At 67.5% G+C, this 25,270-nt stretch carries 24 protein-coding genes (1 of these 24 running past the window's edge); 14 read left to right on the forward strand and 10 right to left on the reverse strand.

Annotation, left to right across the window (positions count from 1 at the left end; genetic code table 11):
* Window positions 1–29: 29 nt before the first annotated feature.
* Window positions 30–746, reverse strand: a complete 717-nt coding sequence (locus BO996_RS11720; RefSeq protein ID WP_071954819.1) for a class I SAM-dependent methyltransferase — start codon at window positions 744–746, stop codon at window positions 30–32.
* A gap of 129 nt (window positions 747–875) precedes the next feature.
* Window positions 876–2,684 carry a glutamine--tRNA ligase/YqeY domain fusion protein gene (locus BO996_RS11725; protein ID WP_043823783.1) on the reverse strand — a complete coding sequence of 603 codons (1,809 nt, stop codon included), beginning with the start codon at window positions 2,682–2,684 and terminating at the stop codon, window positions 876–878.
* A 230-nt stretch (window positions 2,685–2,914) separates the two neighbouring features.
* Between BO996_RS11725 and BO996_RS11730 the strand changes: the two genes are divergently transcribed.
* From BO996_RS11730 to BO996_RS11760, 7 genes are all read left to right on the forward strand, one after another.
* Complete coding sequence (locus BO996_RS11730; RefSeq protein ID WP_071954820.1) at window positions 2,915–3,286, forward strand: hypothetical protein; 372 nt, start codon at window positions 2,915–2,917, stop codon at window positions 3,284–3,286.
* Window positions 3,287–3,416: 130 nt separating this feature from the next.
* Window positions 3,417–3,860 (forward strand): type II 3-dehydroquinate dehydratase, encoded by a 444-nt coding sequence (gene aroQ / locus BO996_RS11735; RefSeq protein WP_012204410.1) that lies wholly within the window; start codon window positions 3,417–3,419, stop codon window positions 3,858–3,860.
* Window positions 3,857–4,741 (forward strand): alpha/beta fold hydrolase, encoded by an 885-nt coding sequence (locus tag BO996_RS11740; RefSeq protein WP_071957079.1) that lies wholly within the window; start codon window positions 3,857–3,859, stop codon window positions 4,739–4,741. The genes aroQ and BO996_RS11740 overlap by 4 nt, the downstream gene beginning before the upstream one ends.
* A complete protein-coding gene (gene arfB / locus BO996_RS11745; protein WP_017405644.1) occupies window positions 4,734–5,144 on the forward strand; it encodes an alternative ribosome rescue aminoacyl-tRNA hydrolase ArfB in 411 nt (136 codons plus the stop codon). The genes BO996_RS11740 and arfB overlap by 8 nt, the downstream gene beginning before the upstream one ends.
* An 82-nt stretch (window positions 5,145–5,226) precedes the next feature.
* Window positions 5,227–6,165, forward strand: a complete 939-nt coding sequence (locus BO996_RS11750) for a DODA-type extradiol aromatic ring-opening family dioxygenase (protein ID WP_071954821.1) — start codon at window positions 5,227–5,229, stop codon at window positions 6,163–6,165.
* A gap of 95 nt (window positions 6,166–6,260) precedes the next feature.
* Window positions 6,261–6,926: an alpha/beta hydrolase gene (locus BO996_RS11755; RefSeq protein WP_013803384.1), complete on the forward strand. Its 666-nt coding sequence runs from the start codon at window positions 6,261–6,263 to the stop codon at window positions 6,924–6,926.
* Window positions 6,927–7,117: 191 nt separating this feature from the next.
* Window positions 7,118–8,038, forward strand: a complete 921-nt coding sequence (locus BO996_RS11760; protein ID WP_071954822.1) for a DUF3014 domain-containing protein — start codon at window positions 7,118–7,120, stop codon at window positions 8,036–8,038.
* Between the two features lie 18 nt (window positions 8,039–8,056).
* Here BO996_RS11760 and BO996_RS11765 read toward each other — a convergent pair whose 3' ends face one another.
* Complete coding sequence (locus tag BO996_RS11765) at window positions 8,057–8,527, reverse strand: Lrp/AsnC family transcriptional regulator (protein WP_012204416.1); 471 nt, start codon at window positions 8,525–8,527, stop codon at window positions 8,057–8,059.
* Between the two features lie 104 nt (window positions 8,528–8,631).
* Between BO996_RS11765 and mdeB the strand changes: the two genes are divergently transcribed.
* On the forward strand, window positions 8,632–11,262 hold the full coding sequence (mdeB, locus tag BO996_RS11770; protein WP_071957080.1) for an alpha-ketoglutarate dehydrogenase: 2,631 nt from the start codon (window positions 8,632–8,634) through the stop codon (window positions 11,260–11,262).
* A gap of 323 nt (window positions 11,263–11,585) precedes the next feature.
* On the forward strand, window positions 11,586–13,766 hold the full coding sequence (locus tag BO996_RS11775) for a c-type cytochrome (RefSeq protein WP_071954823.1): 2,181 nt from the start codon (window positions 11,586–11,588) through the stop codon (window positions 13,764–13,766).
* A gap of 60 nt (window positions 13,767–13,826) precedes the next feature.
* Here the strand turns inward: BO996_RS11775 and BO996_RS11780 are convergent, their stop codons facing one another.
* Window positions 13,827–15,161: a DUF2325 domain-containing protein gene (locus tag BO996_RS11780; RefSeq protein WP_071954824.1), complete on the reverse strand. Its 1,335-nt coding sequence runs from the start codon at window positions 15,159–15,161 to the stop codon at window positions 13,827–13,829.
* 123 nt (window positions 15,162–15,284) lie between these two features.
* Complete coding sequence (locus tag BO996_RS11785; RefSeq protein WP_232240517.1) at window positions 15,285–16,040, reverse strand: sulfite exporter TauE/SafE family protein; 756 nt, start codon at window positions 16,038–16,040, stop codon at window positions 15,285–15,287.
* 126 nt (window positions 16,041–16,166) lie between these two features.
* Here BO996_RS11785 and BO996_RS11790 point away from each other — a divergent pair, with 126 nt between their 5' ends.
* Window positions 16,167–17,135, forward strand: coding sequence for a LysR family transcriptional regulator (locus tag BO996_RS11790; RefSeq protein WP_071954826.1), 969 nt, complete (start codon window positions 16,167–16,169; stop codon window positions 17,133–17,135).
* On the opposite strand, the gene BO996_RS11795 is transcribed toward BO996_RS11790, so the two are convergent.
* From BO996_RS11795 to BO996_RS11815, 5 genes are all read right to left on the reverse strand, one after another.
* Window positions 17,126–17,995 carry a zinc-dependent peptidase gene (locus tag BO996_RS11795; RefSeq protein ID WP_071954827.1) on the reverse strand — a complete coding sequence of 290 codons (870 nt, stop codon included), beginning with the start codon at window positions 17,993–17,995 and terminating at the stop codon, window positions 17,126–17,128. The two genes, BO996_RS11790 and BO996_RS11795, sit on opposite strands and share 10 nt — an antisense overlap.
* On the reverse strand, window positions 17,992–18,840 hold the full coding sequence (locus tag BO996_RS11800) for a UDP-2,3-diacylglucosamine diphosphatase (RefSeq protein WP_071954828.1): 849 nt from the start codon (window positions 18,838–18,840) through the stop codon (window positions 17,992–17,994). The genes BO996_RS11795 and BO996_RS11800 overlap by 4 nt, the downstream gene beginning before the upstream one ends.
* Window positions 18,841–19,004: 164 nt before the next feature.
* Complete coding sequence (locus tag BO996_RS11805) at window positions 19,005–19,511, reverse strand: peptidylprolyl isomerase (protein ID WP_012204423.1); 507 nt, start codon at window positions 19,509–19,511, stop codon at window positions 19,005–19,007.
* A 57-nt stretch (window positions 19,512–19,568) separates the two neighbouring features.
* Window positions 19,569–20,156: a peptidylprolyl isomerase gene (locus tag BO996_RS11810; protein ID WP_013803375.1), complete on the reverse strand. Its 588-nt coding sequence runs from the start codon at window positions 20,154–20,156 to the stop codon at window positions 19,569–19,571.
* Between the two features lie 143 nt (window positions 20,157–20,299).
* The gene (locus BO996_RS11815; RefSeq protein WP_013803374.1) at window positions 20,300–20,833 is read right to left on the reverse strand and encodes a tetratricopeptide repeat protein; all 534 of its coding nucleotides are present in this window, start codon (window positions 20,831–20,833) and stop codon (window positions 20,300–20,302) included.
* A 204-nt stretch (window positions 20,834–21,037) separates the two neighbouring features.
* On the opposite strand from BO996_RS11815, the gene cysS reads away from it, so the two are divergent.
* From cysS to tilS, 4 genes are all read left to right on the forward strand, one after another.
* A complete protein-coding gene (cysS, locus tag BO996_RS11820; protein WP_071954829.1) occupies window positions 21,038–22,423 on the forward strand; it encodes a cysteine--tRNA ligase in 1,386 nt (461 codons plus the stop codon).
* A 49-nt stretch (window positions 22,424–22,472) separates the two neighbouring features.
* Window positions 22,473–23,282, forward strand: a complete 810-nt coding sequence (locus BO996_RS11825) for a DNA-3-methyladenine glycosylase family protein (RefSeq protein ID WP_034391589.1) — start codon at window positions 22,473–22,475, stop codon at window positions 23,280–23,282.
* An 83-nt stretch (window positions 23,283–23,365) separates the two neighbouring features.
* Window positions 23,366–24,343, forward strand: coding sequence for an acetyl-CoA carboxylase carboxyltransferase subunit alpha (locus BO996_RS11830; RefSeq protein ID WP_012204428.1), 978 nt, complete (start codon window positions 23,366–23,368; stop codon window positions 24,341–24,343).
* 125 nt (window positions 24,344–24,468) lie between these two features.
* Window positions 24,469–25,270, forward strand: partial view of a tRNA lysidine(34) synthetase TilS gene (tilS, locus tag BO996_RS11835; protein WP_198041297.1) — the 5' portion only. Its footprint extends 206 nt past the window's final position; only the first 802 of its 1,008 coding nucleotides appear in the window; the start codon lies at window positions 24,469–24,471; its stop codon lies beyond the right edge, outside the window.

Below are 25,270 nucleotides of genomic sequence, written 5' to 3' on the forward strand. Positions count from 1 at the left end.
CGGCGCCGGGCGTTCTGGTGTTTCAGTGGTCAGGCCTTGAAGGCAATCCAGGCACACCAGAACAGGCTGGAGAAAAAGCGCTTGGGCTGCACGAAACCGGCCTGGGCCAGCATCTGCTCCACCACCTCCTCCGAGGCCGGTGGAACCGCGCCCTGCCGGATTTTGCCGAGTTTCGCATGGACAGCGGCCTCGTCCACGCCCGCCATGCGCCAGCGCATGGCCCAGGCGTCAAGGAACAGCGGCTCGCTGTCATAGCGGTGGCGATTGCAGGCCAGGATGAAGGGCGCCCCCGGCGCCAGCCGCGCCGACAGGGCCTGCAGCAGCTGCAGCTTGTCCGCGTCGTCAGGGACGTGGTGCAGCACGCCGATCAGCGTGGCTGCGTCGAACACCGTGCCGGCCGGCAGGTCCTGCACGGCGCAGGGAGCTGCCTGCACCTGGGCCGAGAGCCCCGCCGCGGCGATGCGGTCCATGGTCTGGTCCAGCATGGGGGCCGAGGGGTCGGCAGCCGTGAATTTCCACTGCGGCCTGAGCCGCGCCGTGGCCAGGATTTCCTGGCCCGTGCCACCGGCGCCGCCAATCAGCACGGACTTCGGGCCGGCATCCAGGCTGGCGGCCAGCAGGCAGGCGGCCAGCTCGTGGCAGGCGTCGTAGCCGGCCAGTGCGATGCGGCTTTGCGTTTCGTACTCGGCCGCGCGGGAGGTGTCGAACTTGGCGGCGGAAGCCGCCTGTGGCAAGGCTTGGTTCATGGCCTGGCATTGTGCTGAGGCCACGGTCCCTGCAAAAGCGCCGATGTGCGATGGCCCACCCCTGCAAAGCAGGATGGTGGGCCATCTTCGGGGAGGAGCGGTGCAGATGCCCGTCAGCGGGCCATGCGCCTACTTGCCCCAGGAGTCCTTGAGACCCGTTGCGCGGTTGAACACGGGCTTGCCCGGTGTGTGGTCCTTGCGGTCGGCCACGAAGTAGCCGAAGCGCTCGAACTGGAACTTGTCGTCAGGCTGCGCGTTGGCCAGCGAAGGCTCCACATAGGCGGTCACCACCTTGAGGCTGTCCGGGTTGAGCAGCGTCAGGAAGTCCTTGCCGCCCGCATCGGGCTGCGGGTCGGTGAACAGGCGGTCGTACAGGCGCACCTCGGCCTGCACGCCGTCGGCCACGCCCACCCAGGTGATGGCGGCCTTGACCTTGACGCTGTCCGCACCCGGCGTGCCGCTCTTGGTGTCGGGCACCACGGTGGCCAGCACCTTGGTGACGTTGCCCTCGGCATCCTTCTCGCAGCCCGTGCATTCGATCACGTAGCCGCCCTTCAGGCGAACCTTGTTGCCGGGGAACAGGCGCTTGTAGCCCTTGGGCGGCACTTCGGCGAAGTCCTCGCGCTCGATCCACACCTCGCGGCCCAGCGTGAAGCGGCGCACCGGCACCTGCTGGCCTTCGGCGGCGTGGGGCAGGGCGGGCAGCTCGCAGGCTTCCAGGTGCTCGGCGCTGCCGAAGACCTCGGCCCAGTTGGTCAGCTCCAGCTTGAGCGGGTCCAGGGCCACCATGCCGCGATGGGCCTGGTTCTCCAGGTCCTCGCGCAGGCAGCCTTCCAGCGTGGAGTAATCGATCCAGGCGTAGTCCTTGGTCACGCCGATGCGCTCGCAGAAGGCCTGGATGCTCTGGGGCGTGTAGCCACGGCGGCGCAGGCCGACGATGGTGGGCATGCGCGGATCGTCCCAGCCGCTGACGATGCCGTTGTCCACCAGGTGCTTGAGCTTGCGCTTGCTGGTGATCACATAGGTCAGGTGCAGGCGCGAGAACTCGTACTGGCGCGGCTGCGGCGCGGCGATCAGGCCGCCTTCGCGCAGATGGTCCAGCAGCCAGTCGTAGAACGGGCGCTGGTCCTCGAACTCCAGCGTGCAGATGCTGTGGGTGATGTGCTCCAGCGCGTCCTCGATGGGATGGGCGAAGGTGTACATCGGGTAGATGCACCACTGGTTGCCGGTGTTGTGGTGCTCGGCATGGCGCACGCGGTAGATGGCGGGATCGCGCAGGTTGATGTTGGGCGATGCCATGTCGATCTTTGCGCGCAGCACGGCAGCGCCATCGGGCAGCTTGCCGTCGCGCATTTCGCGAAAGCGCGCCAGGTTCTCGGCCACGGTGCGGCTGCGGAACGGGCTGTCCACGCCGGGGCGCGAGAAATCGCCGCGGTTGGCCTTCATGTCGTCGGCGCTTTGCTCGTCCACATAGGCCAGGCCCTGCTCGATCAGGTACTCGGCTGCGCGGTACATGAAGTCGAAGTAGTTGCTGGCGAAGTACAGGTTCTCGTGGCCGTCGGCTTCCTTCCAGCCGAAGCCCAGCCAATGGACGGCATCGATGATGCTGTCCACGTACTCCTGGTCTTCCTTCTCGGGATTGGTGTCGTCGAAACGCAGGTGGCAGGCACCTTCGTAGTCGCGCGCCAGGCCGAAGTTCAGGCAGATGGCCTTGGCATGGCCCACGTGCAGGTAGCCGTTGGGCTCGGGCGGGAAGCGTGTGCGGATCTTCGCCACGTCCACCTGGCCCTGGTTGTGGTGGTCGCCATCACCGGGGCTTCCACCCCAGCGGCGCTGGGCGTGGGTACCGTTGGCCAGGTCGGCCTCGATGATTTGGCGCAAAAAGTTACTCGGTTTGACCGGATCTTTGGAGATGGGGGAGGCGTCAGCAGAGCTCATCGCAGCATTGTAGGCGCCCGCCTGCAGACCCGCTCCGGACGGCTTTCGGACAGCCGCGCCAGCCAAGGGTTGAGGCATTTGGAAACAAACTTGTATAAAAGCCTGCCATCCGTAGACCCCTCTCGCGCGTTGAGAATGCAGGGCGTATGCCGTCCCCCTGTGCCAAAGTGCGGGAAGGCGGCACCAGCGGCAATGCCTGCCACGCCTGTCCAACTTCGAGGAGAGACACCATGACAACGACAGCTTCCCCGTGGGTTGCAAAAGCAGCAGCAGCCGGCCTGGCCCTGGCCGCCCTCATGGCTTCGGGCGCCGCCCAGGCCCGGGGCGATGTGCAATGGTCCATCAGCCTGAATTCGCCGGGCACGTATGGCCCGCCCGTCTATGTCGCGCCTGCCCCCGTCTATGTGGCACCGCCCCAGCCCATCTACTACGCGCCCCCGCCGCCGGTCTACTACGCGCCGCGCGCCGTCTACCGTGCTCCGCCCGTCGTGGTCGTTCCCGGCTACGGATACGGCTATGGCGGCGGCTACCGGGGTGGATACCGTGGCGAGTACCGCCATGGCCATGGCCATGGCCACGGGCATGGCCACTGGCGCCGTTGATCTGAGCTGAACCGCGCTGAACCGACTCTTGCCGCCCCTTGGGGCGGCTTTTTCCGTGGTGCCTGCGCCAAGACCGGGCCGGGGATGGCCCGCATAATCCAGCCCGTTGGAAACCTGGAGTGTCCCCGCCGTGAAAACCGTCTATGTCCTCAATGGCCCGAACCTGAACCTGCTGGGCCTGCGTGAACCCGCCATCTATGGCTCCCAGACCCTGGCCGATGTGCGTGCGCTGTGCGAAGCCGCCTGCGCGCGCTACGGGCTGGGGCTGGAATTTCGCCAGAGCAACCATGAAGGCGAACTGGTGGACTGGGTCCACGAAGCCGGCCGCGTGCACGCCGAAGGCCGCCTGGCCGGCCTGATCTTCAACGCCGCCGCCTACACCCACACCAGCGTGGCCTTGCTGGATGCCGTCAAGGGCACGGGCGTGCCGCTGGTGGAGCTGCACATCAGCAACGTGCATGCGCGCGAGAGCTTCCGCCACCACTCCTACCTGTCGGCCGCCGCGCGCGCCGTGATGTGCGGCTTTGGCGTGGCCGGCTATGGCCTGGCCATTGACGCCGTGGCCCAGTGGTGAATACGCCCGCCGCCATTGAGCGCCTGCGCGCCCAGGCGCGGCGCCTGACCACGCCGCTGTCTGCCGCGCAGCCCGAGGATGGGCACATGGTCTGGCATGTCTGGGGCGAGGCACGCGCGGGCGAGCTGCCCGTCGTCATGCTGCACGGCGGCAGCGGCAGCTGGACGCACTGGCTGCGCTGCATGGACGCGCTGCTGGCCCAGGGGCGCCAGCTGTGGATACCCGACCTGCCCGGCTTCGGCGATTCCGACGGCGTGCCGGGCGGCCAGGATGCCGACACCCTGGTCGAGCCGCTGCGCCAGGGCCTGCGGCAACTGCTGGCCGATGGCGGCGCGCCCGCCGCCCCGCTGTGTGATCTGGTCGGCTTCTCTTTTGGCGGCATGACGGCCGGCATGCTGGCCGCCGCCGACGGCACGCTGGCCCGGCGCCTGGTGCTGGCCGGGGCGCCCGGCATGGGCGTGGGCAAGGGCCTGGCCGTGCGGCTCAAGGGCTGGCGCCACCTGGCCACGCCCGAGGCGCAGGCCGTGGCCCACCGCTACAACCTGCAGGCGCTGATGCTGCATGACGCCGGCCTCATCGACGAGGACACGCTGGCCCTGCATGTGCTCAACGTGGAGCGTGACCGCCTTCCGCGCCGCCGCCTCTCGCACACCGATGTGCTGGCCCGCGCCCTGCAGGCCGTGGACGGCCCCGTATGGGCCATCTATGGCGAGCACGACGCGCTCTACCCGGGCCCGATGATGCAGGAGCTGGCCCAGGCCTTTGCACGCCATGCGCGCGACTTCCGCGGCCTGGCGCTGGTGCCCGGCGCGGGCCACTGGGTCATGCATGAGCGTCCCGATGCCTTTGTGGCGGCATTGACCGCTGCGCTGGATGCCTGAGCGCATGCGGCCCATCGAGCTGCACGAGGTGCAGTGGACCGCCATGCGCGCCCAGGGCGCAGGCGGCCAGAACGTGAACAAGGTCTCCAGCGCCGTGCACCTGCGCTTTGACGTGCGCGCCTCGCGCCTGCCCGAGGCCGTGCAGCAGCGCCTGCTGGCCCTGCGCGACGGCCGCATCACCAACGAGGGCGTGGTCGTCATCAAGGCACAGCAACACCGCACGCAGGAGCAGAACCTGCGCGCCGCGCTGCAGCGGCTCAACGTGCTGGTGGCCGCCGCCTATCCCGAGCCCATCCTGCGCCGCGCCACCCGGCCTACGCTGGGGTCGCAGCGGCGCCGCCTGGAAAGCAAGAGCCGGCACGGCGCCACCAAGGCCCTGCGCGGGCGCCCGCGCGACGATTGATTCGGATTGGCCCGGCCAGCGCAACAATGTGTGCTGCCGCTGGCGGCTTGGCGCGGCGCCCGGGCGTCCCTACATTAGGGGAATGCAAGACTCCCACGCTCCCCACTCTCCCCGGGTTTCCTCCGCTGCCGGTGCCCGGCTGCCCGTGCTCTATATCTCCCACGGCTCGCCCATGTTCGCGCTGGAGCCGGGTGAAACCGGCCCCGTGCTCGCGCAATGGGGCAGGGCGCTGCGCCAGGCCCACGGCCGGCTGCGCGGCGTGGTCGTCATGTCGCCGCACTGGATGTCGCACGGCGTGGAAGTCATGACCGGCGCCACGCCCTCCACCTGGCATGACTTCGGCGGCTTTCCGCCCGCGCTCTACGAACTGCAGTACCCGGCCCCCGGCGCGCCGCAGCTGGCGCAGGAAGTCATGGACCGCCTGCAGGCCGCAGGCATTGCCTCCACCGGCAACGCGCAGCGGCCCTTCGACCACGGCGCCTGGGTGCCGCTGATGCATTTGCTGCCGGATGCCGACCTGCCCGTAGTGCAGCTGTCCCTGCCCGCCTCGGCCGGGCCGGCCGAAACCCATGCGCTGGGCGCAGCCCTGGCGGGCTTGCGCGATGAGGGCGTGCTCATCGTCGGCTCCGGCAGCATGACGCACAACCTGGGCGAATTCCGGGGCGGCACGGGCGAGGCCACGGTGCGGGTGGACGACGCCGTGCAGGCCCTGCGCAGCCAGGATGGCCTGCAGGACGACCATGCCGTCGGCGGCTCCAGCGCCTCCTCGCCCTACGTGCAGGATTTCAGCCGCTGGATCGAATCGCGCCTGCAGGCGCAGGACCTGCCTGCGCTGCTGGACTACCGCGCCCGCGCGCCTTCGGCCCGGCGCGCCCATCCCAGCGAGGAGCACTTCATGCCGCTGTACTTCGCGCTGGGCGCGGCTGGCGCCATGGCGCGGCCACGGTATCTGAGCCGCGAAGTCATGTATTCCATCCTGGCCATGGATGCGATGGCCTTCGAGGACGCGCAGGCGGCATAACCTCCTGCTGCCGCGGACTTGGCGAGGCGCCACAATGGCGCGTTGCCCGGGACCACCCCGGTCCTGGAAATCGCTAAAAAACCAAGGAGTCCGTGATGATCGACCTGCCTCTGGTGGCGCTGGAGCGCCCCGCACAACCCGCACCGGGGCAGCAGCCCTGGCTGCTGGTGCTCATGCATGGCGTTGGCAGCAATGAGCAGGATCTGTTCGGCCTCGCATCGTTCGTGCCGCCGCAGTTCCACGTGCTCAGCCTGCGCGCTCCGTTTTCCATGGGTCCCTCAGCCCATGCCTGGTTCCAGTTCACGGTGGATGCCAACGGCACGCGCCACATCCACGCATCGCAGGAAGAGCACAGCCGCGCCCTGGTGGCCCAGACCGTGCAGCAGGCCGGAGCGCGGCTGGACATCCCCGCCCAGCGAACCGTGGCGGGCGGCTTCAGCCAGGGCGGCATCATGGCGCTCAGCCTGCTGCTGACCCAGCCCGCGCTGCTGCGCGCCGCCATGTGCTGGCACAGCCGCCTGCTGCCCGAGGCCTTGCCGCACCAGGCCCCTGATGCGGCCTTTGACGGCAAGTCGCTCTGGGTCAGCCACGGCACCTACGACAACGTCATTCCGCTGACCAGCGCCCACGCCATTCGCAGCCACGTGCAGCGCCTGCCGCTGCAGCTGAGCTACCACGAGTACCCCAGCATGCATGAGATCCGCCCCGACGAGCTGCAGGCCGCCATGGCCTGGCTCCAGGATCTGGGCACGCAGGGCTGAGACGGCCGCGTAAGCCGGGTAACGCGTTGTTGCCGGGCGCGCACGATGGCCTGCGCAGAGAGCGCGGCGGCTTATAAACACAAGGCAGGGGCCGGTGTCAGCAAAGCCGGGGAACCCTGGTTGTGCTTTGCTGTCGCACGTCCTGCGGCAACTGAGCTGCCAGCCCCCTGCCCAAGCCAAAGGACCCATCCATGCCAGAACGCGATCCCCAAGACTTCCGCCCCCGCGCCAGATCCTCCGGCCCATCGGCTTTCGGCATCGCCGCAGCGGTGCTGGCAGCTGCCGCCCTGGGGGGCGCGGCCTGGTGGTACTGGTGGCGTCCCGCCGCCGTGCCCGAGGCGCCGCCGGAAGTGGCGCAGGCGCCCGCCCAGTCCACCCAGCCCTCCGAACCTGAACCCGTCCCCGCGCCCGAGCTGACCGAGCCCCAGAACCCTGTCGATGCGCTGGAGCAACCCGCCTCCGGCCTGCCCGCGCTGCAGGACTCCGACGCCCATGTCACCCAGGCCCTCAACGGCCTGCTGGGCCGTGACAAGGCAGGCAGCTTTCTGCAGATGGACGGCTTTGTGCGCCGCGCCGTGGCCACCGTGGACAACCTGACCCGCTCCCAGGCCCCTGCGCGGCTTTGGCCCGTGCACCCGGCGCCTCAGCGTTTCACGGTGGAGGGCGCGGCGGAGGCGGGTGAGGCGCAGGCCATCGCCCCCGCCAACGCCGCACGCTACAAGGCCTTCGTGGCCTTTGCCGAGTCCATTCCCATGGACGGGGCCGTCAAGCTCTATGCCCGGCTGTACCCCCTGTTCCAGACTGCCTATGAAGACCTGGGCTATCCCAGCCGCTATTTCAACGATCGCCTCATTGCCGTCATAGACCACCTGCGCGCCGCGCCCGAGCCCGCAGGTCCGGTGCAGGTACGGCTGACCAAGGTGGAGGGCGAGGTGCCCTCCATCCAGCCCTGGGTGCGCTACGAATACGCTGACCCTGAGCTGCAGGCCCTGTCCAGCGGACAGAAGATGCTGGTGCGCGTGGGCCTGGACAACGAGCGCCGCCTCAAGGCCGTGCTGGGCGAGCTGCGCCGCCGCATCGCCACCGGCGAGATGGCCAAGCCTGCGGGCTGAGGCCAGCCTCCTGCCACCTCAGCCTGCGGCCGGCAGGGGCAGGGCGGTCTTGTACCGCACCTGCTTGAGCGTGAAGCTGGAGCGGATCTTCTCTATGCCCGGAATCGGGGTGAGCTGCTCCACGATGAAGCGCTCCAGCGCGCCGATGTCGGCCAGCGCCACGCGGATCAGGTAGTCGGCGTCGCCGCTCATCAGGTAGCACTCCATGACCTCGTCGTGTTCGGCAATGCGGCGCTCGAAGTCGGCCAGCGATTCCTTGGCCTGCGACTTGAGGCTGATGTTGATGAACACATTCAGCCCCAGCCCCAGCGCCGACGCATTGGCCAGCGCCACATAGCGCGCGATCACGCCGGCCTTCTCCAGTGCCTTGACGCGCGCCAGGCATGGCGAGGGCGACAGATGCACGCGCCGCGCCAGTTCCACGTTGGACAGCGAGCCGTCCGTTTGCAACTCGGCCAGAATGCGCAAGTCGATGGTGTCCAGTTTCATGTGCCGGATTTTATGTAAATACCGGCATGAAATGCTGGAATATGGCGTTTTCCTTATCCATGAACGGCTGCTCATGCCGGCCTGCCAGTCCTAAAGTGGCGGACATGAACGCACCCACGCCACTGGCCGCGCTGGCCGATATCGATACCGACCCCCAGGAAACCGCCGAATGGCGCGAGGCCTTTCTGGCCCTGGTCGCCACAGAAGGTCCGCAGCGAGCGCGCTTCGTGCTGGAAGAGCTGGCGCGCATGGCGCGGGAGCAGCGCCTGGGCTGGCAGCCTGACCTGAACACGCCCTATGTGAACACCGTGGCGGCGCAGCAGCAGCCGGTGTTTCCGGGCGACCTGGCCATCGAGGAGCGGCTGGCGTCCATCATGCGCTGGAACGCGCTGGCCATGGTGGTGCGCGCCAACCAGGCCTATGGCGAGCTGGGCGGCCATATTGCCAGCTATGCCAGCGCGGCCGACCTGTTCGAGACCGGGTTCAACCATTTCTTCCATGCCCGGGAGGGACTTGCGCCGGGCCAGCACCGGGGCGACCTGGTGTTCTTCCAGCCGCACAGCGCGCCCGGCGTGTATGCGCGGGCCTTCCTGGAAGGGCGGCTGACCGAGCAGGACCTGCAGCACTACCGCCAGGAGATCAGCGCGCCGGCTGCAGGCGCACAGGGCCTGTCCAGCTATCCCCATCCCTGGCTGATGCCCGACTTTTGGCAGTTCCCGACGGGCTCCATGGGCATTGGCCCCATCAGCAGCATCTACCACGCGCGCTTCATGCGCTATCTCACGCACCGCCGTCTGCTGGACTGCCAGGAACGCAAGGTCTGGGGCGTGTTTGGCGACGGCGAGATGGACGAGCCCGAAAGCATGAGTGCCCTCACGCTGGCCGCGCGCGAGGGGCTGGACAACCTGGTCTGGGTGGTCAACTGCAATCTGCAGCGTCTGGACGGCCCGGTGCGCGGCAACGGCCGCATCGTCGATGAGCTGGAACGGCTGTTTGCCGGCGCGGGCTGGAACGTGGTCAAGCTGCTGTGGGGCAGCGACTGGGACGGGTTGTTTGCGCGCGACCTCACCGGCACCCTGGCGCGCACGCTGGGCGGCACGGTGGACGGGCAGATGCAGACCTTCGCCGCCAAGGACGGACGCTACAACCGCGAGCATTTCTTCGGACAGAACCCCGAGCTCGCGGCGCTGGCCCAGGGCCTGACGGACGAGCAGATCGACCGCTTGAAGCGCGGCGGCCATGACCTGGTGAAGATCCATGCCGCCTATGCAGCGGCTGCCGCCCATCGCGGCCAGCCCACGGTGATCCTTGCCCATACCAAGAAGGGCTACGGCATGGGATCGGCCGGGCAGGGCAAGATGACCACGCACAGCCAGAAGAAGCTGGACGAGTCCGACCTGATCGAGTTCCGCAACCGCTTCAACCTGCCGCTCAGTGACGAGCAGGCCAAGGGCCTGGCCTTCCACCGGCCCGCCGATGACAGCCCCGAGATGCACTACCTGCGCGATCGCCGCACGGCCCTGGGCGGCGCACTGCCGCGCCGCGAAACCGTGTGTGACCGCGTGCCCGTGCCCGCCCTTGAGCAGTACGCGCAGTTTGCGCTGGCGCCTGCCGGCAAGGAGATGAGCACCACCATGGCCTTCGTGCGCATGCTGGGCGGCCTGCTCAAGGATGTGCAGCTGGGTCCGCGCATCGTGCCCATCGTGGCCGACGAGGCGCGCACCTTCGGCATGGCCAACCTGTTCAAGCAGGTGGGCATCTACAGCAGCCTGGGGCAGCGCTACGCGCCCGAGGACATCGGCTCGGTGCTGTCCTACCGCGAGGCGCTGGACGGCCAGATTCTGGAGGAGGGCATCAGCGAGGCCGGCGCCATCGCCAGCTGGACGGCGGCGGCCACCAGCTACAGCGTGCACGGCCTGGCCATGCTGCCGTTCTACATCTACTACTCCATGTTCGGCTTCCAGCGCGTGGGCGACGCCATCTGGGCGGCGGCCGACCAGCGGGCGCGCGGCTTTCTGCTGGGTGCCACCTCGGGCCGCACCACGCTGGGCGGAGAAGGCCTGCAGCACCAGGACGGCTCCAGCCATCTGGTGGCGGCCACCATTCCCAACTGCAAGGCCTGGGACCCCGCGCATGCGGGCGAGCTGGCCGTGATACTGGACGCCGGCATGCGCGAGATGCTGGTGGAGCAGCGCGACGTTTTCTACTACATCACCCTGATGAACGAGAACTACGCCCAGCCCGACCTGCCACCGGGCGCGGCCGAAGGCGTGCTGCGCGGCGGCTATGTGTTCAGCCGCTTTGGCGATGCGGACCGTGCCACGCAGCATGTCACCTTGCTGGGATCGGGCGCCATCCTCACCGAAGTGCTCAAGGCCGCCGAGCAATTGGCCAGCGAGGGCATGGCCGCCACCGTGGTCAGCGTGACCAGCTGGAGCGAACTGGCGCGCGATGGCGTAGCCTGCGAGCAGCGCATGCTGGCAGGTGAGGCACCGGGCCAGCCCTGGATCGCCCAACTGCTGGACGGCACGCAGGGCCCCGTGATTGCCGCCACCGACTATGTGCGCGCCGTGCCCGAGACCGTGCGCGCCTTCCTGCCCGCAGGCAGGCGATTCCTCACCCTGGGCACGGACGGCTTTGGCCGAAGTGACACGCGTGCCGCGTTGCGCGGCCACTTTGGCGTGGACGCGCACAGCGTGGCGCAGGCGGCGCGCCGCTGCAGCCAGGCGGCCTGAGCCCGGCGGGCGAGCCGCCACCCCATACACTGACGGTGAAATCAGCGGCCCCTTGCGGGCCGCTTTTTCGTGCGCGCCCTAGGCGGCTGCGCGCGCTTTCTCCTTGCATTGATTAAGCCCGCGTTAAATGCGATATTGGCTTATCGTTTTCGTCGGCTTGCATGGAAAAAATAGGGGGATACCACTAGAATTCGTATATATAAGAAGATATTGCGCAAAGAGATGATCATTTGCTGCAATGGCTGCAGGCGTTGGGTTGAGTATCTCGTCAATATCCGTTTTTGCCTCTTTCAATAATAATTCATTTCAGTGGATCGAAGACGATGAAACTCTCGCTCAAGCAAGGCCTGCTTTGCGTGGCCGCGCTCTCGGCCGCCGCTTGGCAACTGGCCATTTCGGCGCCGGCGCCCGGAGTGGACCATGCGCAAATGCCACAAATCATTGATGACCTGCCTGCCGATTACGCAGCGGACCTGACGGCGGAGCAAAGAACCCTGGTCGATCGCGGGCGATATATCGCACGCCTGGGCGATTGCGTTGCCTGCCATACAGGCAATAAATCCCAGCCCATGGGTGGTGGGCTGGCGCTGGAGACGCCATTCGGCAAGATCTATTCCACCAATATCTCGCCCGACGCCGATACGGGCATGGGCAAATACAGCTTCGAGCAGTTCGACCGCGCCATGCGCAAGGGCGTGGCGGCCGATGGCCGCAACATGTACCCGGCCATGCCCTATCCCTCCTACGCCAAGATGACGGCCGAGGACATGCAGGCCCTGTACGCCTATCTGCTGCAGGGCGTGGCGCCCGTGAAGGCGGCCAACAAGGAGTCCGACCTGGGCTTTCCCTTCGACCAGCGTTGGGGCCTGGCGCTGTGGAACTGGGTGTTTCTGGATGACACGCCCTTCCAGCCCCAACCGCAGCAAACTGCCCAGTGGAACCGGGGTGCCTACCTGGTGCAAGGCCTGGGCCACTGCGGCGCCTGCCATACGCCGCGCGGCGTGGGCTTCCAGGAAAAGACCATGACCGGTGAGGGCAGCAAGGGCGAGTATTTCCTGGCCGGCGAGACCGTGGAGAACTGGCGCGCGCTGAGCCTGCGCAATCTGTGGACACCCGAGGAAACCGCCCAGTTGCTCAAGACCGGGCGCAACAGCCACGGCACGGTCTCCGGCAACATGGTTGACGTGGTGCAGCACAGCACGCAGTACATGAGCGATGCGGACCTGCTGGCCATTGGCACTTATCTGAAGTCGCTGCCCGCAGGCAAGAACGACCTGCCCATGCAGGTGGCCCAGGGGCCGGGGCCGGTCATCGCCCCGCATCCGGCGCCGCAGGCTTCCGGGCATGCGCCGTCCCCCGCCTCGGCAGTGACTTCCGACGTGCCTGCCGATCTCTACGCCAGCCGGGGCGGCCTGGGCTATCTGCAGTTTTGCGCCGACTGCCACCGTGCCGATGGCGGTGGCGTGAAGGACGTGTTCCCGCCACTGGCCGGCAATTTCTCGCTGCAGTCGCAGGACCCGTCCACGCTGATCCATCTGATGCTGGTGGGCTGGAAGGCGCCCGTCACGCAAAGCCATGCGCGGCCGCTGACCATGCCGGCCTTCGCACAGCTCAAGGATGCGGAGATCGCCGACATCCTCAACTTCGCCCGCAAGAGCTGGGGCCGTGCCGATGCGCGCGAGATCCATGCCAGGGAGGTGCAATCCATGCGCAAGCAGCTCGACGCCAAGGGCGAAAGCGCGCGCCCCTTCGAGACGCCGCGCCTGGCCGCCATGCTGGACGAATCCAACGCGAAGCAACTGGTCTACGGCGCCCGCCTGAACATAGAAACGCGTGACCTGCTGCCCAGGAATGTGGGCAATGCGCTGAACTGCGCCAGCTGCCACCTGAACGCGGGCACGGTGGCCGATGGTTCGCCCTATATCGGTGTCTCGGCCTTCTTCCCCGGCTATGCGCCGCGCGCGGGCCGCGTCATCACGCTGGAGGACCGCATCAATGGCTGCTTCCTGCGCTCCATGAACGGCAAGCCTCTGCCGCTGGAGTCCGACGAGATCAAGGCCATGGTCGCCTACTTCGACTGGATGCGCCGCGAAACCAAACCCGAAGACAAGGTCGAAGGCCGGGGCGTGGGCAAGATCAGCCAGTCCATCGTGCCCAACGTGGACAACGGCAAGAAGGTCTATGCGGCCCAGTGCGCGGTCTGCCATGGCGGCGAGGGCGAGGGCGTGAAGAATGCCAAGGGCCAGTGGGTCTATCCGCCGCTGTGGGGTGACGAGTCCTTCAACATCGGCGCGGGCATGGCGCGCACCTACACGGCAGCGGCCTTCGTCAAGCGCAACATGCCCATCGCCTTCCATGGCAACTTCCCGCTGGGCCAGGGCGGCCTCAGCGACCAGGAGGCCGTGGATGTGGCCGAGTACTTCAGCCACCAGCCGCGCCCGGACTTTGCCAACAAGCACAAGGACTGGCCCAAGGACAAGAAGCCGGCCGATGCGCGGTACTGAGGTGCTGATTGAATCCTGAAAACACAAGGCCCGGCGCTGGGCCCGCGCCACGCGGCACCATCAACCGTGGCGCAGGCAAAAGTGTGATGCGCTGGTGGTGCGGGTTCCCGCGTCGGGCGGTGCCAACTCGCGCGCCACGGTGGCCGCGAAGCTGGCTAGGCTGGCCGTGCGCAGGGCGATGAAGCGCACGCCGTGCCGCTCGCTGAGGCGCTTGAGGTTGACCACGGAATCATGGTCCACGCAGTCCACGGGGAACACCACCAGGTCGACGCGCGGCAGCTGCGCGGCCAGCAGGCCCTTGCGCGTCTCCAGTCCGCCGTCGTGGTGCAGGAACTCGCCGCCATGGCGTTGCACATGGTCGCGTATGGCAGGGGTGGAGCTGGGGCGACCGCCCACGTAGAGCAGCTTGCGGCCCTGCAGCGCCTGCTGCTGCGCGGCATCAGGGGCCTGGGGCTGGGTGGCGGCGCGATGCAGTTCCTTTTCGGCGGCGGCCAGTTCCTCGGCCAGCCATTGCACGCGCTGCTGCAATTGCTCGGCCATCTGCTGCAGGCGGCCAGCCTCGGCCCAGGCCTGTTCGGCAGCGCGTTCTGCACGCTCGCGCCGTTCGGTGTGCATGCCCACCAGGGCGCCGGCATCGGCGGGGCGGGTCTCGCCGCCAGGGGCTGTCCCTGTCCTGAGTTGCGACAGGCGGGCTTCGAAGTCCAGGGACTGCTGGCGCAACTGGCCGGCTAGCGCATCACGTTCGAGCTGGGATTGGTGGTGGCGCTGGCGTTCGCGTTCCAGCTTGTCCTGCAGTTCCAGGTTTTCCTTTTCCAGTGCCACGAAGCGCTTGAGTTCATGCCGGTTGGCCGATCCCATCAGGTGCGACAGCATGTGCACCTCGCCAAAGGCCATTTGCCGCAGCGCAAAGCTGGTGCACTTGTGCGTGAGCAAGGCCCAGTACGCTCCCGGAATCTCGCCCTGCTGCCAGGCCTGCTTCCACGCGGCCTCCAGTGCAGCCTCGTCCTGGGCGGCGGCAAAGCCCTTGATCACGGCGGCATGGCGCTGGTCCAGCGCCTTGTGGATGGCCTTGGACAGGTCGCCGTTCTCATGCGCCAGGCCCACGGCCTGGTGGTGCAGTTCCAGGTCGGTCTTGCCCTTGATATCCATGTGCCGGCCCATCAGCTTGCGCAGCTCGGCCGGGCTCAGGCAGGTACCTATCACCGAGCAGTGCAGATGCGTGTCCAGCTGATAGAGCCGGGTGCGCGCCTGGGCGGGCGCTGCGCCGCCATGCTCTTCGCGGACATGGTCGTGCCCGCAGCACTGGCCGTCCCCGGACTGCAACGCGCCTGCCGACACGGCGGCGCCCAGGGCGGCCATGCCGCCTGCGCTGAGTTTGAAGGGGGCCGTCAACATCGGAAGGCCTCTCATGGATGGGCTGGTGCAGTTCGTAATATACGATTAAGCATAGCGCGGCGTGTGCCAGAGGTTCACATAGTTGACTGCCGTTAGCCGATGGAGTGTCGGCGCGCGGCGCGCTCAGGCCGCGCGCTGCAAAAGTACGGGCACGGAAGACGCCAGCAGGGCCACGCCGGACAGGCACAGCAGGCCCAGCACGATCTGCCGGAACCGAGCCTCGCTGATACCGATATAGAGCCTGGAGCCCAGCAGCGATGGAATGAGCATGGCCGGCGCCACGATGGCGAACAGCGGCAGCATGCTGCGCGTGACCATGCCGGTGCCCAGGTAGGTGGCCATGGTCACGGCCAGCATGGACAGGTTGAAGTTCTGGATGACCGAGCGCTGCTCATCCTTGGGGTAGCCGCGCAGCGTGCACCACAGCGTGGGCAGCGTGCCCGTGAAGCCGCCCAGTCCGCCCATCACGCCGCCCGCCAGGCCCACGGCGCCGTCTGCCACCCGGCCGCCGCGCGCCAGCCTGGGCAGCCGGGCCGACAACAGCATCACCGGGCACCACAGCACCAGCATGCCGCCCAGCAGGGCCTTGAACCAGGCCATGTCCAGGTGCGGCAGCAGCAAGACGCCCAGCGGAATGCCGGCAAGCCCGCCCAGGATGAAGGGCAGCAGCTTTGCCAGCGCAAACCCGCGCCGCACGGTGATGGCCGACAGCACCTGGCCCAGCAGCGAGCCGAAGACGGTGAGCACGGCCGCATCACGCGGCTCCAGCACCCAGGCCCAGAACGACATGGCCACCATGCCGAAGGCAAAGCCCGACAGGCCCTGCACGAATCCGGCCGCCGCCGCGCCCAGCGCGATGATGAAAAACATGCCATCCATGGTCTGCCTGGTCCTTTCGTTTTGGGTGTGCAAGACGCAGGAATTCTGGAACGCATGCATAAGCAGAAATTCGTTTGTTTTTATTGTTCAATATGGTTTTGCTTATGACGCGCCACGCCTGAACCCATGCCGCAAAACCGCACTGCATCGACCACTGCCCAACTGGCCCACCGCATGGCCACGCGTTTGAAGATGAAGCATTTGCTGCTGCTGCGCTCCATCAGCGAGCTGGGCACGCTGACCCGCGTGGCCGAGCGCATGGCCACCAGCCAGCCCGCCGTGACCCAGGCCCTGGCCGAGCTGGAGTCATTGTTCGGCGCGCCGCTGTTCCTGCGTTCTGCGCGCGGCATGGAGCCTACGGAGCTGGGTGCGCTGGTGCTGGCGCGCGCCCGGGGCATGCTGGCCGATCTGGACCATTGGGCCCACGACATCGAGGCCGTGGGGCAGCAGCGTGCGGCGCACCTGCAGGTGGGTGTCATCCCCTTCCTGCCGGCGCGCATGCTGGCCGATGCCATCGGCAGGACGCGGCCGCAAGGCCGGCGCATCACGGTCACGCTGCATGAGGACACCAGCGACCGCCTGCTGCAGAAGTTGCGCGCGCATGAGCTGGACTGCGTGATTGGCCGCGCCTCGGCTGTGCTGGACATGAGCGGCATACGGCACAGCGTGCTTTATGAGCAGGAGCCTCGCCTGATCGCCCACCGCAGCCTGGCCACGCGGCTGGGGCGCCGACCTCTGCAATGGGCCGAACTCACGGGGCTTGACTGGGTGCTGGGCCAGCGCCGCACGCCCATGCGCGAGCAGATCACCGACTTTTTTCTGCGCGCGGGCGTGGAGCCGCCGCCGCCGTTTGTGGAAACGCTCTCGGCCAAGGTGATCGGCGAGCTGGTGGCGGCCAATGAGCGTGCCGTGTCCATCGTGCCGGCCGACATTGCCGAGGAACTGGTGCGCATCGCGGGCGTGGGCATCGTGCGCCACCGTTTTGGCTGGACCCTGCCACCCATCACCCTGTTCGAGCGCAAGGCGGGCGGGCAGTACGAGGAGCAGCGCCTGTTCGCCCAGGCCCTGAAGGAGGTTTGCTCCGATCAGGGTTGACTGGTGGCTGGCTTGAAGAGCGCAGCCAGCAGCGGCGCCAGCGTGGGAAATTCCAGGGCAAAGCGGGCGCGGTCCACGAAGAAGGCCTCGCAGGCCACGGCGAAGAATTCGGCGGGCGCCGTGGCGCCATAGCCGTCCAGCCAGGGCCATTCGCCACCAAAGCGCTCGGCGATGGTGATCTGCTCACGGAAGGCGTCGTAGGCCGGTGCCCAGGCGGCCTGCCATATCTCGCGGGCCTGGCGCGCGGAGCTGCTGCCCATGAAGCCCGGCGGCAGGGGCGGGCAGCCGTCGGCACCGCCGTTGCGCATGTCGATCTTGTGGGCGAATTCATGGATCACCACGTTGGCTACCTGGCCGCCGTGACCGTGGTGGCTGGCATGCGGCCCGCGGCCTGCGCCAATGGCCTGCCAACTGAGCATGACGGGGCCGCCATGCATGGCCTCGCCCATGATCACTTCGTCGTAGTCGTGGATGACGCCGGCCTCGTCCATGCTCTGGCGCCGCGCCACGGCATCGCCCGGGTGCACCACGATGCCGACAAAGTCGTCATACCAGGACAGCGCGACCTGCGGCTCGCCCCAGTGCAGCAGGGGCAGGCAGGCCTGGGCGGCAATCTCCAGCGCCATGGCATCGCTGACTTCCAGGCCGTGCGCGCCGTGGAAGCGCTTGCGCTGCAGGAAGACGGCGGCCAGGGCGCGCAGCTTGGATTGCTCCTCCAGCGTCAGCGACGCGAGAAAAGGGTAGGCGGCCAGCGTGGACAGCCACAGCGGCGCGGGAATCTCGGGCACCGGCGACACCGTGGAGCGTGCGCGGCGGCCCAGTCTGCGGACCCAGCGGCCCATTTGTTGCCAAAGGCTCATGGCGGGCTGGCCTGTTCAAGAACATCGGACAGCGGCAGGCGCTGCAGGCCCATGCCGCGCTCCCAGCGCAGCACCTCGGCGCGGGGCACGGGCGCCGCCAGATCCCAGTCGCTGAGCACGATGCGCCGCAGGCCATCGCCCAGGTCATGGTCGGCCGGGCGGTGCGTGTGGCCGTGGATCAGGGTGGCGGCACCTGCGGCATGCAGCCAGCTGCGGGTGGCCTGCGCGTCAAGGTCGGCATAGGTGGGCATGGCGGCGCCATGGCCGTCCGATCCCCGCTTGCGCGATTCGCTCTCCTGCCGAATGCCGCGTGCCTGGTCGCGGCGCACCTGCAGTGGCTGGGCCAGGAAGCCGGCCTGCCAGGCCGCCGAGCGCGCCATGGCGCGAAAGCGCTGGTAGTCCACATCGTCCAGGCACAGGGCATCGCCATGGCTGAGCAGGATGCGCTGGTCGCCGCAGTCAAGCACGGTGGGATCGGTCAGGGTGGTCGTGCCGCACAGCGCATCGAACTGCGCGCCGGTCAGGAAGTCGCGGTTGCCCTGCATGAAGAACAGCGGCCTGCGGGTGGCTGCCGCGCGCATGGCGGTGGCGCATTCGGCCTCGAAGCTACCCGGCTCCAGCAGGGCGTCGTCACCCACCCAGACCTCGAACAGGTCGCCCAGCAAAAAGACGGCATCGGCCCGCGTGGCGGCCAGGTACTGCCGGAAGGCCTGCACGGTGGCGGGCTCGCTGGCCTGCAGGTGCAGGTCCGAGATGAACTCCAGCGTGCGCCAGCCCGCAGGCAGTGTCCACTCGGCCGCAATGGGCGGCTCGGGAAGAGGGCGGGGTGCGGCGGTCTGGGCCATGGGACGGGGCACCCGGCAAGGGCGCTGCATGAAGGGCTGTAGGAGCCTTGGGACGGCTCTGGAGCGGGTCTGTTGTCCATGCGCACGGCCTGGTGCCATGCGCATGGACAACAGGGCGGCCGGACCCGAAAGGGCACGGCCGCCGAGTGTGCGGAAGCGCCTGATTACAGGGCCACGGCCTTTTCGATGATCACGTCATCCTTGGGCACGTCCTGGTGGCCGCCGTTGCGGCCGGTCTTCACGCCACGCAGCTTGTCCACGATCTCGGTGCCCTTGACCACCTTGCCGAACACGGCATAGCCCCAGCCCTGTGCGCTGGGCGAGGTGTGGTTCAGGAAGCCGTTGTCGGCCACGTTGATGAAGAACTGGGCGGTGGCCGAGTGCGGGTCGCCGGTACGGGCCATGGCCAGGGTGTACTTGTCGTTCTTCAGGCCGTTCTTGGCCTCGTTCTCGATGGGGGCGTCCGTCTCCTTTTGCTTCATGCCGGGCTCGAAGCCGCCGCCCTGGATCATGAAGCCATCGATGATGCGATGGAAGATGGTGTTGTTGTAGTGGCCCTTGTTCACATAGGCCAGGAAGTTCTCTGCGCTCTTCGGGGCCTTGGCGGCGTCGAGTTCGATGGTGATGACGCCGTGGCCGGCGATGTGGAGTTCGACTTGGGGATTGCTCATGGCGATTCCTTGTTGGATGGAGGGGAAGGGCGTGCCACGCAAGGCGCGGCGCGCGGTTTACTTGACTTCGGTGGCCGAGAGGATGGTCACCGGCTTGGTGGGTACATTCTGGTGCATGCCCTGGTTGCCCGTGGCCACCGTGCGGATTTTGTCCACCACATCCATGCCCTGGACCACGCGGCCGAAGACGGCGTAGCCGTGTCCGTCAGGCTTGGGCGCATTGAGCATGTCGTTGTTCACCACGTTGATGAAGAACTGCGAGGTGGCCGAGTTGGGATTGCCCGTGCGCGCCATGGCGATGGTGCCCCGGTCATTCTTGAGGCCGTTGTCCGCCTCCAGCGGAATCGGTGCGCGCGTGGGCTTTTCCTTGAGGCTGGCATCCATGCCGCCGCCCTGGATCATGAAGCCGTCCATCACGCGGTGGAACACCGTGCCGTCATAGTGCTTGTCGCGCACGTACTGCATGAAGTTGGCCACGGTCTTGGGAGCCTTGGCCTCGTTCAGCTCCAGCACGATGTCGCCCATGCTGGTCTTGATCTGCACCTTGGGCGTGGCGTTCTGCGCCATGGCGGGCAGGGCGGTGAAAAGGGAAGCGGCCAGGGCCATGCCGGCCAGGGAAAGCGACGCAATGCGGCGTGTGGTCATGCGAATCTCCTGTGAAAGCCAAAGGGCTGGGGATGGAGTGGGGAAAACCGGGCAGGTTCCTGCGGGTGCGCGCCAGGCATGGCAAGACCCGATCGACCGCCTCACGCGCGCTGGCGCAAGGGCTGCGCGCGTGGGCCGGGGGCCTACTTGGCGGCGGTGACGGGCGCCAGCAGGTCGCGCAGCAGCTTGAGCTTGGGGCGCACGCTGGCCGCGCGGCCATCCAGGCCTTGCGCCTTGGAGTAGGCCTCGTAGGCCAGGCGGGCATGAATGTCGCCCAGGTTCTCGTAGGCGACGCCGTAGTTGGGGTTGTTGCGCACGGCGGATTCGAGCGCGGAGCGCGCCTTGTCGAGCTGGTTCTGGCCGGCATAGATGACCGCCAGATTGTTGTAGGGCTCGGGCAGCTCGGGGTAGTCCTCGATGAGCTGATTCAGCGCGGCGATGGCCTCGTCTGTCTTGCCGCTGTCGGTCAGTGCAACCGCCTTGAGAAAGCGCATCTGCGGGTCGCGTGCGTTCTTGGCCAGATAGGCATCGGCGCGTGCCAGCGCCTGGGTGCTCTTGCCGTTGCGCAGCAACTGATTCACTTCCGTATAGTCGTCGGCGTGGGCGTGGCCTGTTGCGAGCAGGGCCGCCAGTGCCGCGAGGCGCAGGGCGGAGCGAAACGAGTTGCGTAGAGGCATGTAGGTGCTTTCGGGGCCTCGGGGGAATGCCCCGCGGCGCGGGCTTATACTGCGGTCAATTGTAGCTGAGGGGTGTGCTGGGTCACACGGGCTCTGCGCCTGCCGCTCCTGCTCCCTGCTGAGCATGCCTGCATCGGCGCCAAGGGTCCGGCGGCGCGTGGGACGCGCCCCCTGCAGCGACCCTTTCTCCCCTGATAAACATCCATGAGTTTGCGTATCTACAACACGCTGTCGCGTGCATTGGAAGCGTTTTCGCCAATCGAACCGGGCCATGTGCGCATGTATGTGTGCGGCATGACCGTGTACGACCTGTGTCACCTGGGACACGCACGCTCCATGGTCGCTTTCGATGTGGTGCAGCGCTGGCTGCGTGCCAGCGGCCATCGCGTGACCTATGTGCGCAACATCACCGACATCGATGACAAGATCATCCGTCGCGCCGTCGAGAACGGCGAGACCATCCGCTCCCTGACCGACCGCATGATCGACGCCCTGCACCAGGACGCCGACGCCCTGGGCATCGAGCGCCCCACGCACGAGCCGCGCGCCACCGAATACGTGCCGCAGATGCTGTCCCTGATCGGCCGCCTGCAGGACAAGGGCCTGGCCTATCAGGGCACGGATGGCGACGTGAACTTCGCCGTGCGCAAATTTCCCGGCTACGGCAAGCTGTCGGGCAAGTCGCTGGACGAATTGCAGGCCGGCGAACGCGTGGCCGTGCAGGACGGCAAGCAGGATCCACTGGACTTCGTGCTGTGGAAAAGCGCCAAGCCCGCCGAGCCGGACGAGGTCAAGTGGGCCAGCCCCTGGGGCGTGGGCCGTCCCGGCTGGCACATCGAGTGCTCGGCCATGGGCTGCGAGATGCTGGGCGAGAGCTTCGACATCCACGGCGGCGGTGCCGACCTGCAGTTCCCGCACCACGAAAACGAGATCGCCCAGAGCGAAGGCGCGACCGGCAAGCCGTTCTCGCAGGTCTGGATGCACAACGGCTTCATCAACGTGGACAACGAGAAGATGTCCAAGTCGCTGGGCAACTTCTTCACCATCCGCGACGTGCTCAAGGAGTACGACGCCGAGACCGTGCGCTTCTTCGTCGTGCGCAGCCACTACCGCAGCCCGCTGAACTACAGCGACGTGCACCTGAACGACGCACGCGGCGCGCTCAAGCGCCTGTACACGGCACTGAGCCTGGTCGCGCCCGCCGAGGTTGCCATCGATTGGAATCATCCCGCTGCCGCGCGCTTCAAGGCGGCCATGGACGAGGACTTCGGCACGCCCGAGGCCGTGGCCGTGCTGTTCGAGCTGGCTGCCGAAGTCAACCGCAGCAAGAGTGCCGAGACGGCGGGCCTGCTCAAGGCCCTGGCCGGCTGCCTGGGGCTGCTGCAGGGCGACCCGCAGGCCTTCCTGCAGGCGGGCACTTCGGAGATGGATGCCGGCGCCATCGAGGCGCAGATTGCCGCACGCGCAGCCGCCAAGGCGGCCAAGGACTGGGCCGAGGCCGACCGCATCCGCAAGGCGCTGCTGGAACAGGGCATCGTGCTCAAGGACTCCCCCGCTGGCACGACCTGGGAGGCAGCCGCAAAGGGCTGATCCGTATGCCTTGCCAGATGTGCCGCGCCAGGTGCGGGGAGGTGCTTTGATGGCCTCCGCCAAACCCCTGGACACCATGGATTTCGAGCAGTTGCCGCTGGTGGCCGATCTGCCCGTGCCCGAACAGCAACCGGCCCCGCTGCCGATGGTGACGCTGGGCGCGCGCGCAGGTTCGGCGCCTGCGGCCGCCGCTGCCGCTGCCTCCGCTCCCAAGGCCAAGATATCCCTGCCCGCACCGCCCGAGGGTGCCCCGGCCTACTGGGCCGAGGCCTGCCGCCAGCTGGTGCGGCGCGATCGCGTGATGAAGCGCCTGATCCCGCGCTTTGCCCACCTGGCCTTGCAGCCCGGCGGCGATGCCTTCGCCACGCTGGCGCGCTCCATCGTGGGCCAGCAGATCTCGATGAAGGCTGCCCAGACGCTGTGGAACAAGTTCGCGCGCCTGCCCGCCCGCATGGCGCCTGACCTGGTGCTCAAGCTCAAGGTGGACGACATGCGCGCCGTGGGCCTGTCTGCCCGCAAGGTGGACTACCTGGTGGACCTGGCCATGCACTTCACCGAGCACCGCCTGCACCAGGACGACTGGCAGGGCATGAGTGACGAAGCCATCGTGGCCGAGCTCATGTCCATCCGCGGCGTGGGCCGCTGGACCGCCGAGATGTTCCTCATCTTCTACCTGCAGCGGCCCAATGTGCTGCCGCTGGACGATGCAGGCCTGATCTCGGGCATCAGCCAGAACTATTTTTCAGGCGACCCCGTCAGCCGCAGCGAGGCGCGTGAGGTTGCCGAGGCCTGGAAGCCGTGGTGCACCGTGGCGACTTGGTATATTTGGCGCTCGCTCGAACCGCAGCCTGCAGCCTGAAGACAAACCGATCACACCCGATCAACCCCCGTTTTCCGGCCGGAACGCATGCACCGTGCCTGGCTGGGACAAGGAGAAACAAGTTGGCGAAAAAGAACTTTCTGGATTTTGAGCAGCCCATCGCCGAGCTCGAATCCAAAATCGAGGAACTGCGCTACGTGCAGACCGAAAGCGCAGTCGATATCTCGGAAGAGATCGAGCAGCTCAGCAAAAAAAGCCTGCAGCTGACCAAGGACATCTACAGCGACCTCTCGCCCTGGCAGATCACCAAGATCGCGCGCCATACCGAGCGTCCCTACACGCTGGACTATGTGCGCGACTGCTTCACCGACTTCATCGAGATGCACGGCGACCGGCACTTCGCCGACGACCAGTCCATCGTGGGCGGGCTGGCACGCTTCAATGGCATTTCCTGCATGGTCATCGGCCACCAGAAGGGCCGCGACACCAAGGAGCGCACGCTGCGCAACTTCGGCATGACGCGCCCCGAGGGCTACCGCAAGGCCCTGCGCCTCATGAAGACGGCCGAAAAGTTCGGCCTGCCGGTCTTCACCTTCGTGGACACGCCTGGCGCCTTCCCCGGCATCGAAGCCGAAGAGCGCGGCCAGTCCGAAGCCATCGGCCGCAACATCTACGAAATGGCCCAGCTGCAGACCCCCATCATCACCACCGTCATCGGTGAAGGTGGATCGGGCGGCGCCCTGGCCATTGCCGTCGCCGACCAGGTGCTGATGCTGCAATACGCCGTCTACTCCGTGATCAGCCCGGAAGGCTGCGCCTCCATCCTCTGGAAGACCGGCGAAAAGGCCCAGGACGCGGCCGATGCCATGGGCATCACAGCCCACCGCCTCAAGGCCCTGGGCCTGGTGGACAAGATCGTCAACGAGCCCGTGGGCGGCGCCCACCGCGACCCCAAGCAAATGGCAGCCTTCCTCAAGCGCGCGCTGGGCGATGCCTATCGCCAGCTGGCGGACCTCAAGCCCAAGGAACTGCAGGATCGCCGTTACGAGCGCCTGCAAAGCTACGGCCGCTTCGCCGATACCAAGGCCGACAACCGCTGAAGGCCCGCGCCACGCTCTGGCACACTGAACGGCTCCCCTGGGAGCCGTTTTCTTTTTGCGCCGGGACTCGGCCTGAGTCCTGACATACCTGATCCAAGCCTGTGGAAATTCCGATCACCGACCCGCTGCGCAATGTTCCGGCAGCCGCTCCAGATGCTGCACCGGGTGCCGCTTTGGACGCGGCCATCCATCGCTTTGCGCCGCAACTGCCGCTGGCCGTGGCCTTCAGCGGCGGTGCGGACTCCACGGCGCTGCTGCTGGCCTGCGCCGAGCGCTGGCCGGGCCAGGTCGTGGCCATCCATGTGCACCACGGTCTGCAGTCGGCGGCCGATGCCTTTGTCGGCCAGTGCGAGAAAGTCTGCGCGCAGCATGCCGTTCCTTTGAAGATTCGCCGCGTGGACGCGCGCCACGCGCCGGGCCAAAGTCCTGAGGACGCCGCACGCCAGCTGCGCTACGCAACGCTGATAGAGGCCGCCCGCGAACCCTGGCCTGGGCAGGGCGCTGGCGGAGAGCCCTTGCCGCCCGTTCGCAGCATGGCGCTGGCGCAACATGCGGACGACCAGGTCGAGACGCTGCTGCTGGCCCTGTCTCGTGGCGCCGGTGTAGCCGGGTTGGCCGCCATGCCGGCGCAGTGGAGCAGGGCGGATCTCGAATGGCATCGTCCGCTGCTTGATCTGCCCGGCCAAGTCCTGCGTGACTGGCTTGCGGCGCGTGGCCAGGCGTGGGTGGAAGACCCGACCAATGCCGACGCGCGCTATACGCGCAACCGCATCCGCGCCCAGTTGCTGCCCGCGCTGCAGCAGGCCTTTCCCCAGTTTCGCGCCACGTTCGCGCGCAGCAGCCGGCATTGCGCCGAGGCGGCCGAACTTCTGCAGGAGATGGCGCAGGCCGATCTGGCGGCCATCGGCACCCCCCCCGGCATCACCG

The organism is Delftia sp. HK171 (assembly GCF_001886655.1).
GTDB classification, from domain to species: domain Bacteria; phylum Pseudomonadota; class Gammaproteobacteria; order Burkholderiales; family Burkholderiaceae_C; genus Comamonas; species Comamonas acidovorans.

Coding starts and splice junctions, on each gene's coding strand:
- BO996_RS11800 (WP_071954828.1), bottom strand. CDS start 18,840: ATGGCCCAGACCGCCGCACCCCGCCCTCTTCCCGAGCCGCCCATTGCG.
- BO996_RS11815 (WP_013803374.1), bottom strand. CDS start 20,833: ATGCCTCTACGCAACTCGTTTCGCTCCGCCCTGCGCCTCGCGGCACTG.
- cysS (WP_071954829.1), top strand. CDS start 21,038: ATGAGTTTGCGTATCTACAACACGCTGTCGCGTGCATTGGAAGCGTTT.
- BO996_RS11780 (WP_071954824.1), bottom strand. CDS start 15,161: ATGTTGACGGCCCCCTTCAAACTCAGCGCAGGCGGCATGGCCGCCCTG.
- mdeB (WP_071957080.1), top strand. CDS start 8,632: ATGAACGCACCCACGCCACTGGCCGCGCTGGCCGATATCGATACCGAC.
- BO996_RS11825 (WP_034391589.1), top strand. CDS start 22,473: ATGGCCTCCGCCAAACCCCTGGACACCATGGATTTCGAGCAGTTGCCG.
- BO996_RS11760 (WP_071954822.1), top strand. CDS start 7,118: ATGCCAGAACGCGATCCCCAAGACTTCCGCCCCCGCGCCAGATCCTCC.
- arfB (WP_017405644.1), top strand. CDS start 4,734: ATGCCTGAGCGCATGCGGCCCATCGAGCTGCACGAGGTGCAGTGGACC.
- BO996_RS11790 (WP_071954826.1), top strand. CDS start 16,167: ATGCCGCAAAACCGCACTGCATCGACCACTGCCCAACTGGCCCACCGC.
- BO996_RS11720 (WP_071954819.1), bottom strand. CDS start 746: ATGAACCAAGCCTTGCCACAGGCGGCTTCCGCCGCCAAGTTCGACACC.
- BO996_RS11730 (WP_071954820.1), top strand. CDS start 2,915: ATGACAACGACAGCTTCCCCGTGGGTTGCAAAAGCAGCAGCAGCCGGC.
- BO996_RS11750 (WP_071954821.1), top strand. CDS start 5,227: ATGCAAGACTCCCACGCTCCCCACTCTCCCCGGGTTTCCTCCGCTGCC.
- BO996_RS11805 (WP_012204423.1), bottom strand. CDS start 19,511: ATGAGCAATCCCCAAGTCGAACTCCACATCGCCGGCCACGGCGTCATC.
- BO996_RS11810 (WP_013803375.1), bottom strand. CDS start 20,156: ATGACCACACGCCGCATTGCGTCGCTTTCCCTGGCCGGCATGGCCCTG.
- BO996_RS11755 (WP_013803384.1), top strand. CDS start 6,261: ATGATCGACCTGCCTCTGGTGGCGCTGGAGCGCCCCGCACAACCCGCA.
- BO996_RS11795 (WP_071954827.1), bottom strand. CDS start 17,995: ATGAGCCTTTGGCAACAAATGGGCCGCTGGGTCCGCAGACTGGGCCGC.
- BO996_RS11785 (WP_232240517.1), bottom strand. CDS start 16,040: ATGGATGGCATGTTTTTCATCATCGCGCTGGGCGCGGCGGCGGCCGGA.
- BO996_RS11725 (WP_043823783.1), bottom strand. CDS start 2,684: ATGAGCTCTGCTGACGCCTCCCCCATCTCCAAAGATCCGGTCAAACCG.
- BO996_RS11775 (WP_071954823.1), top strand. CDS start 11,586: ATGAAACTCTCGCTCAAGCAAGGCCTGCTTTGCGTGGCCGCGCTCTCG.
- BO996_RS11765 (WP_012204416.1), bottom strand. CDS start 8,527: ATGAAACTGGACACCATCGACTTGCGCATTCTGGCCGAGTTGCAAACG.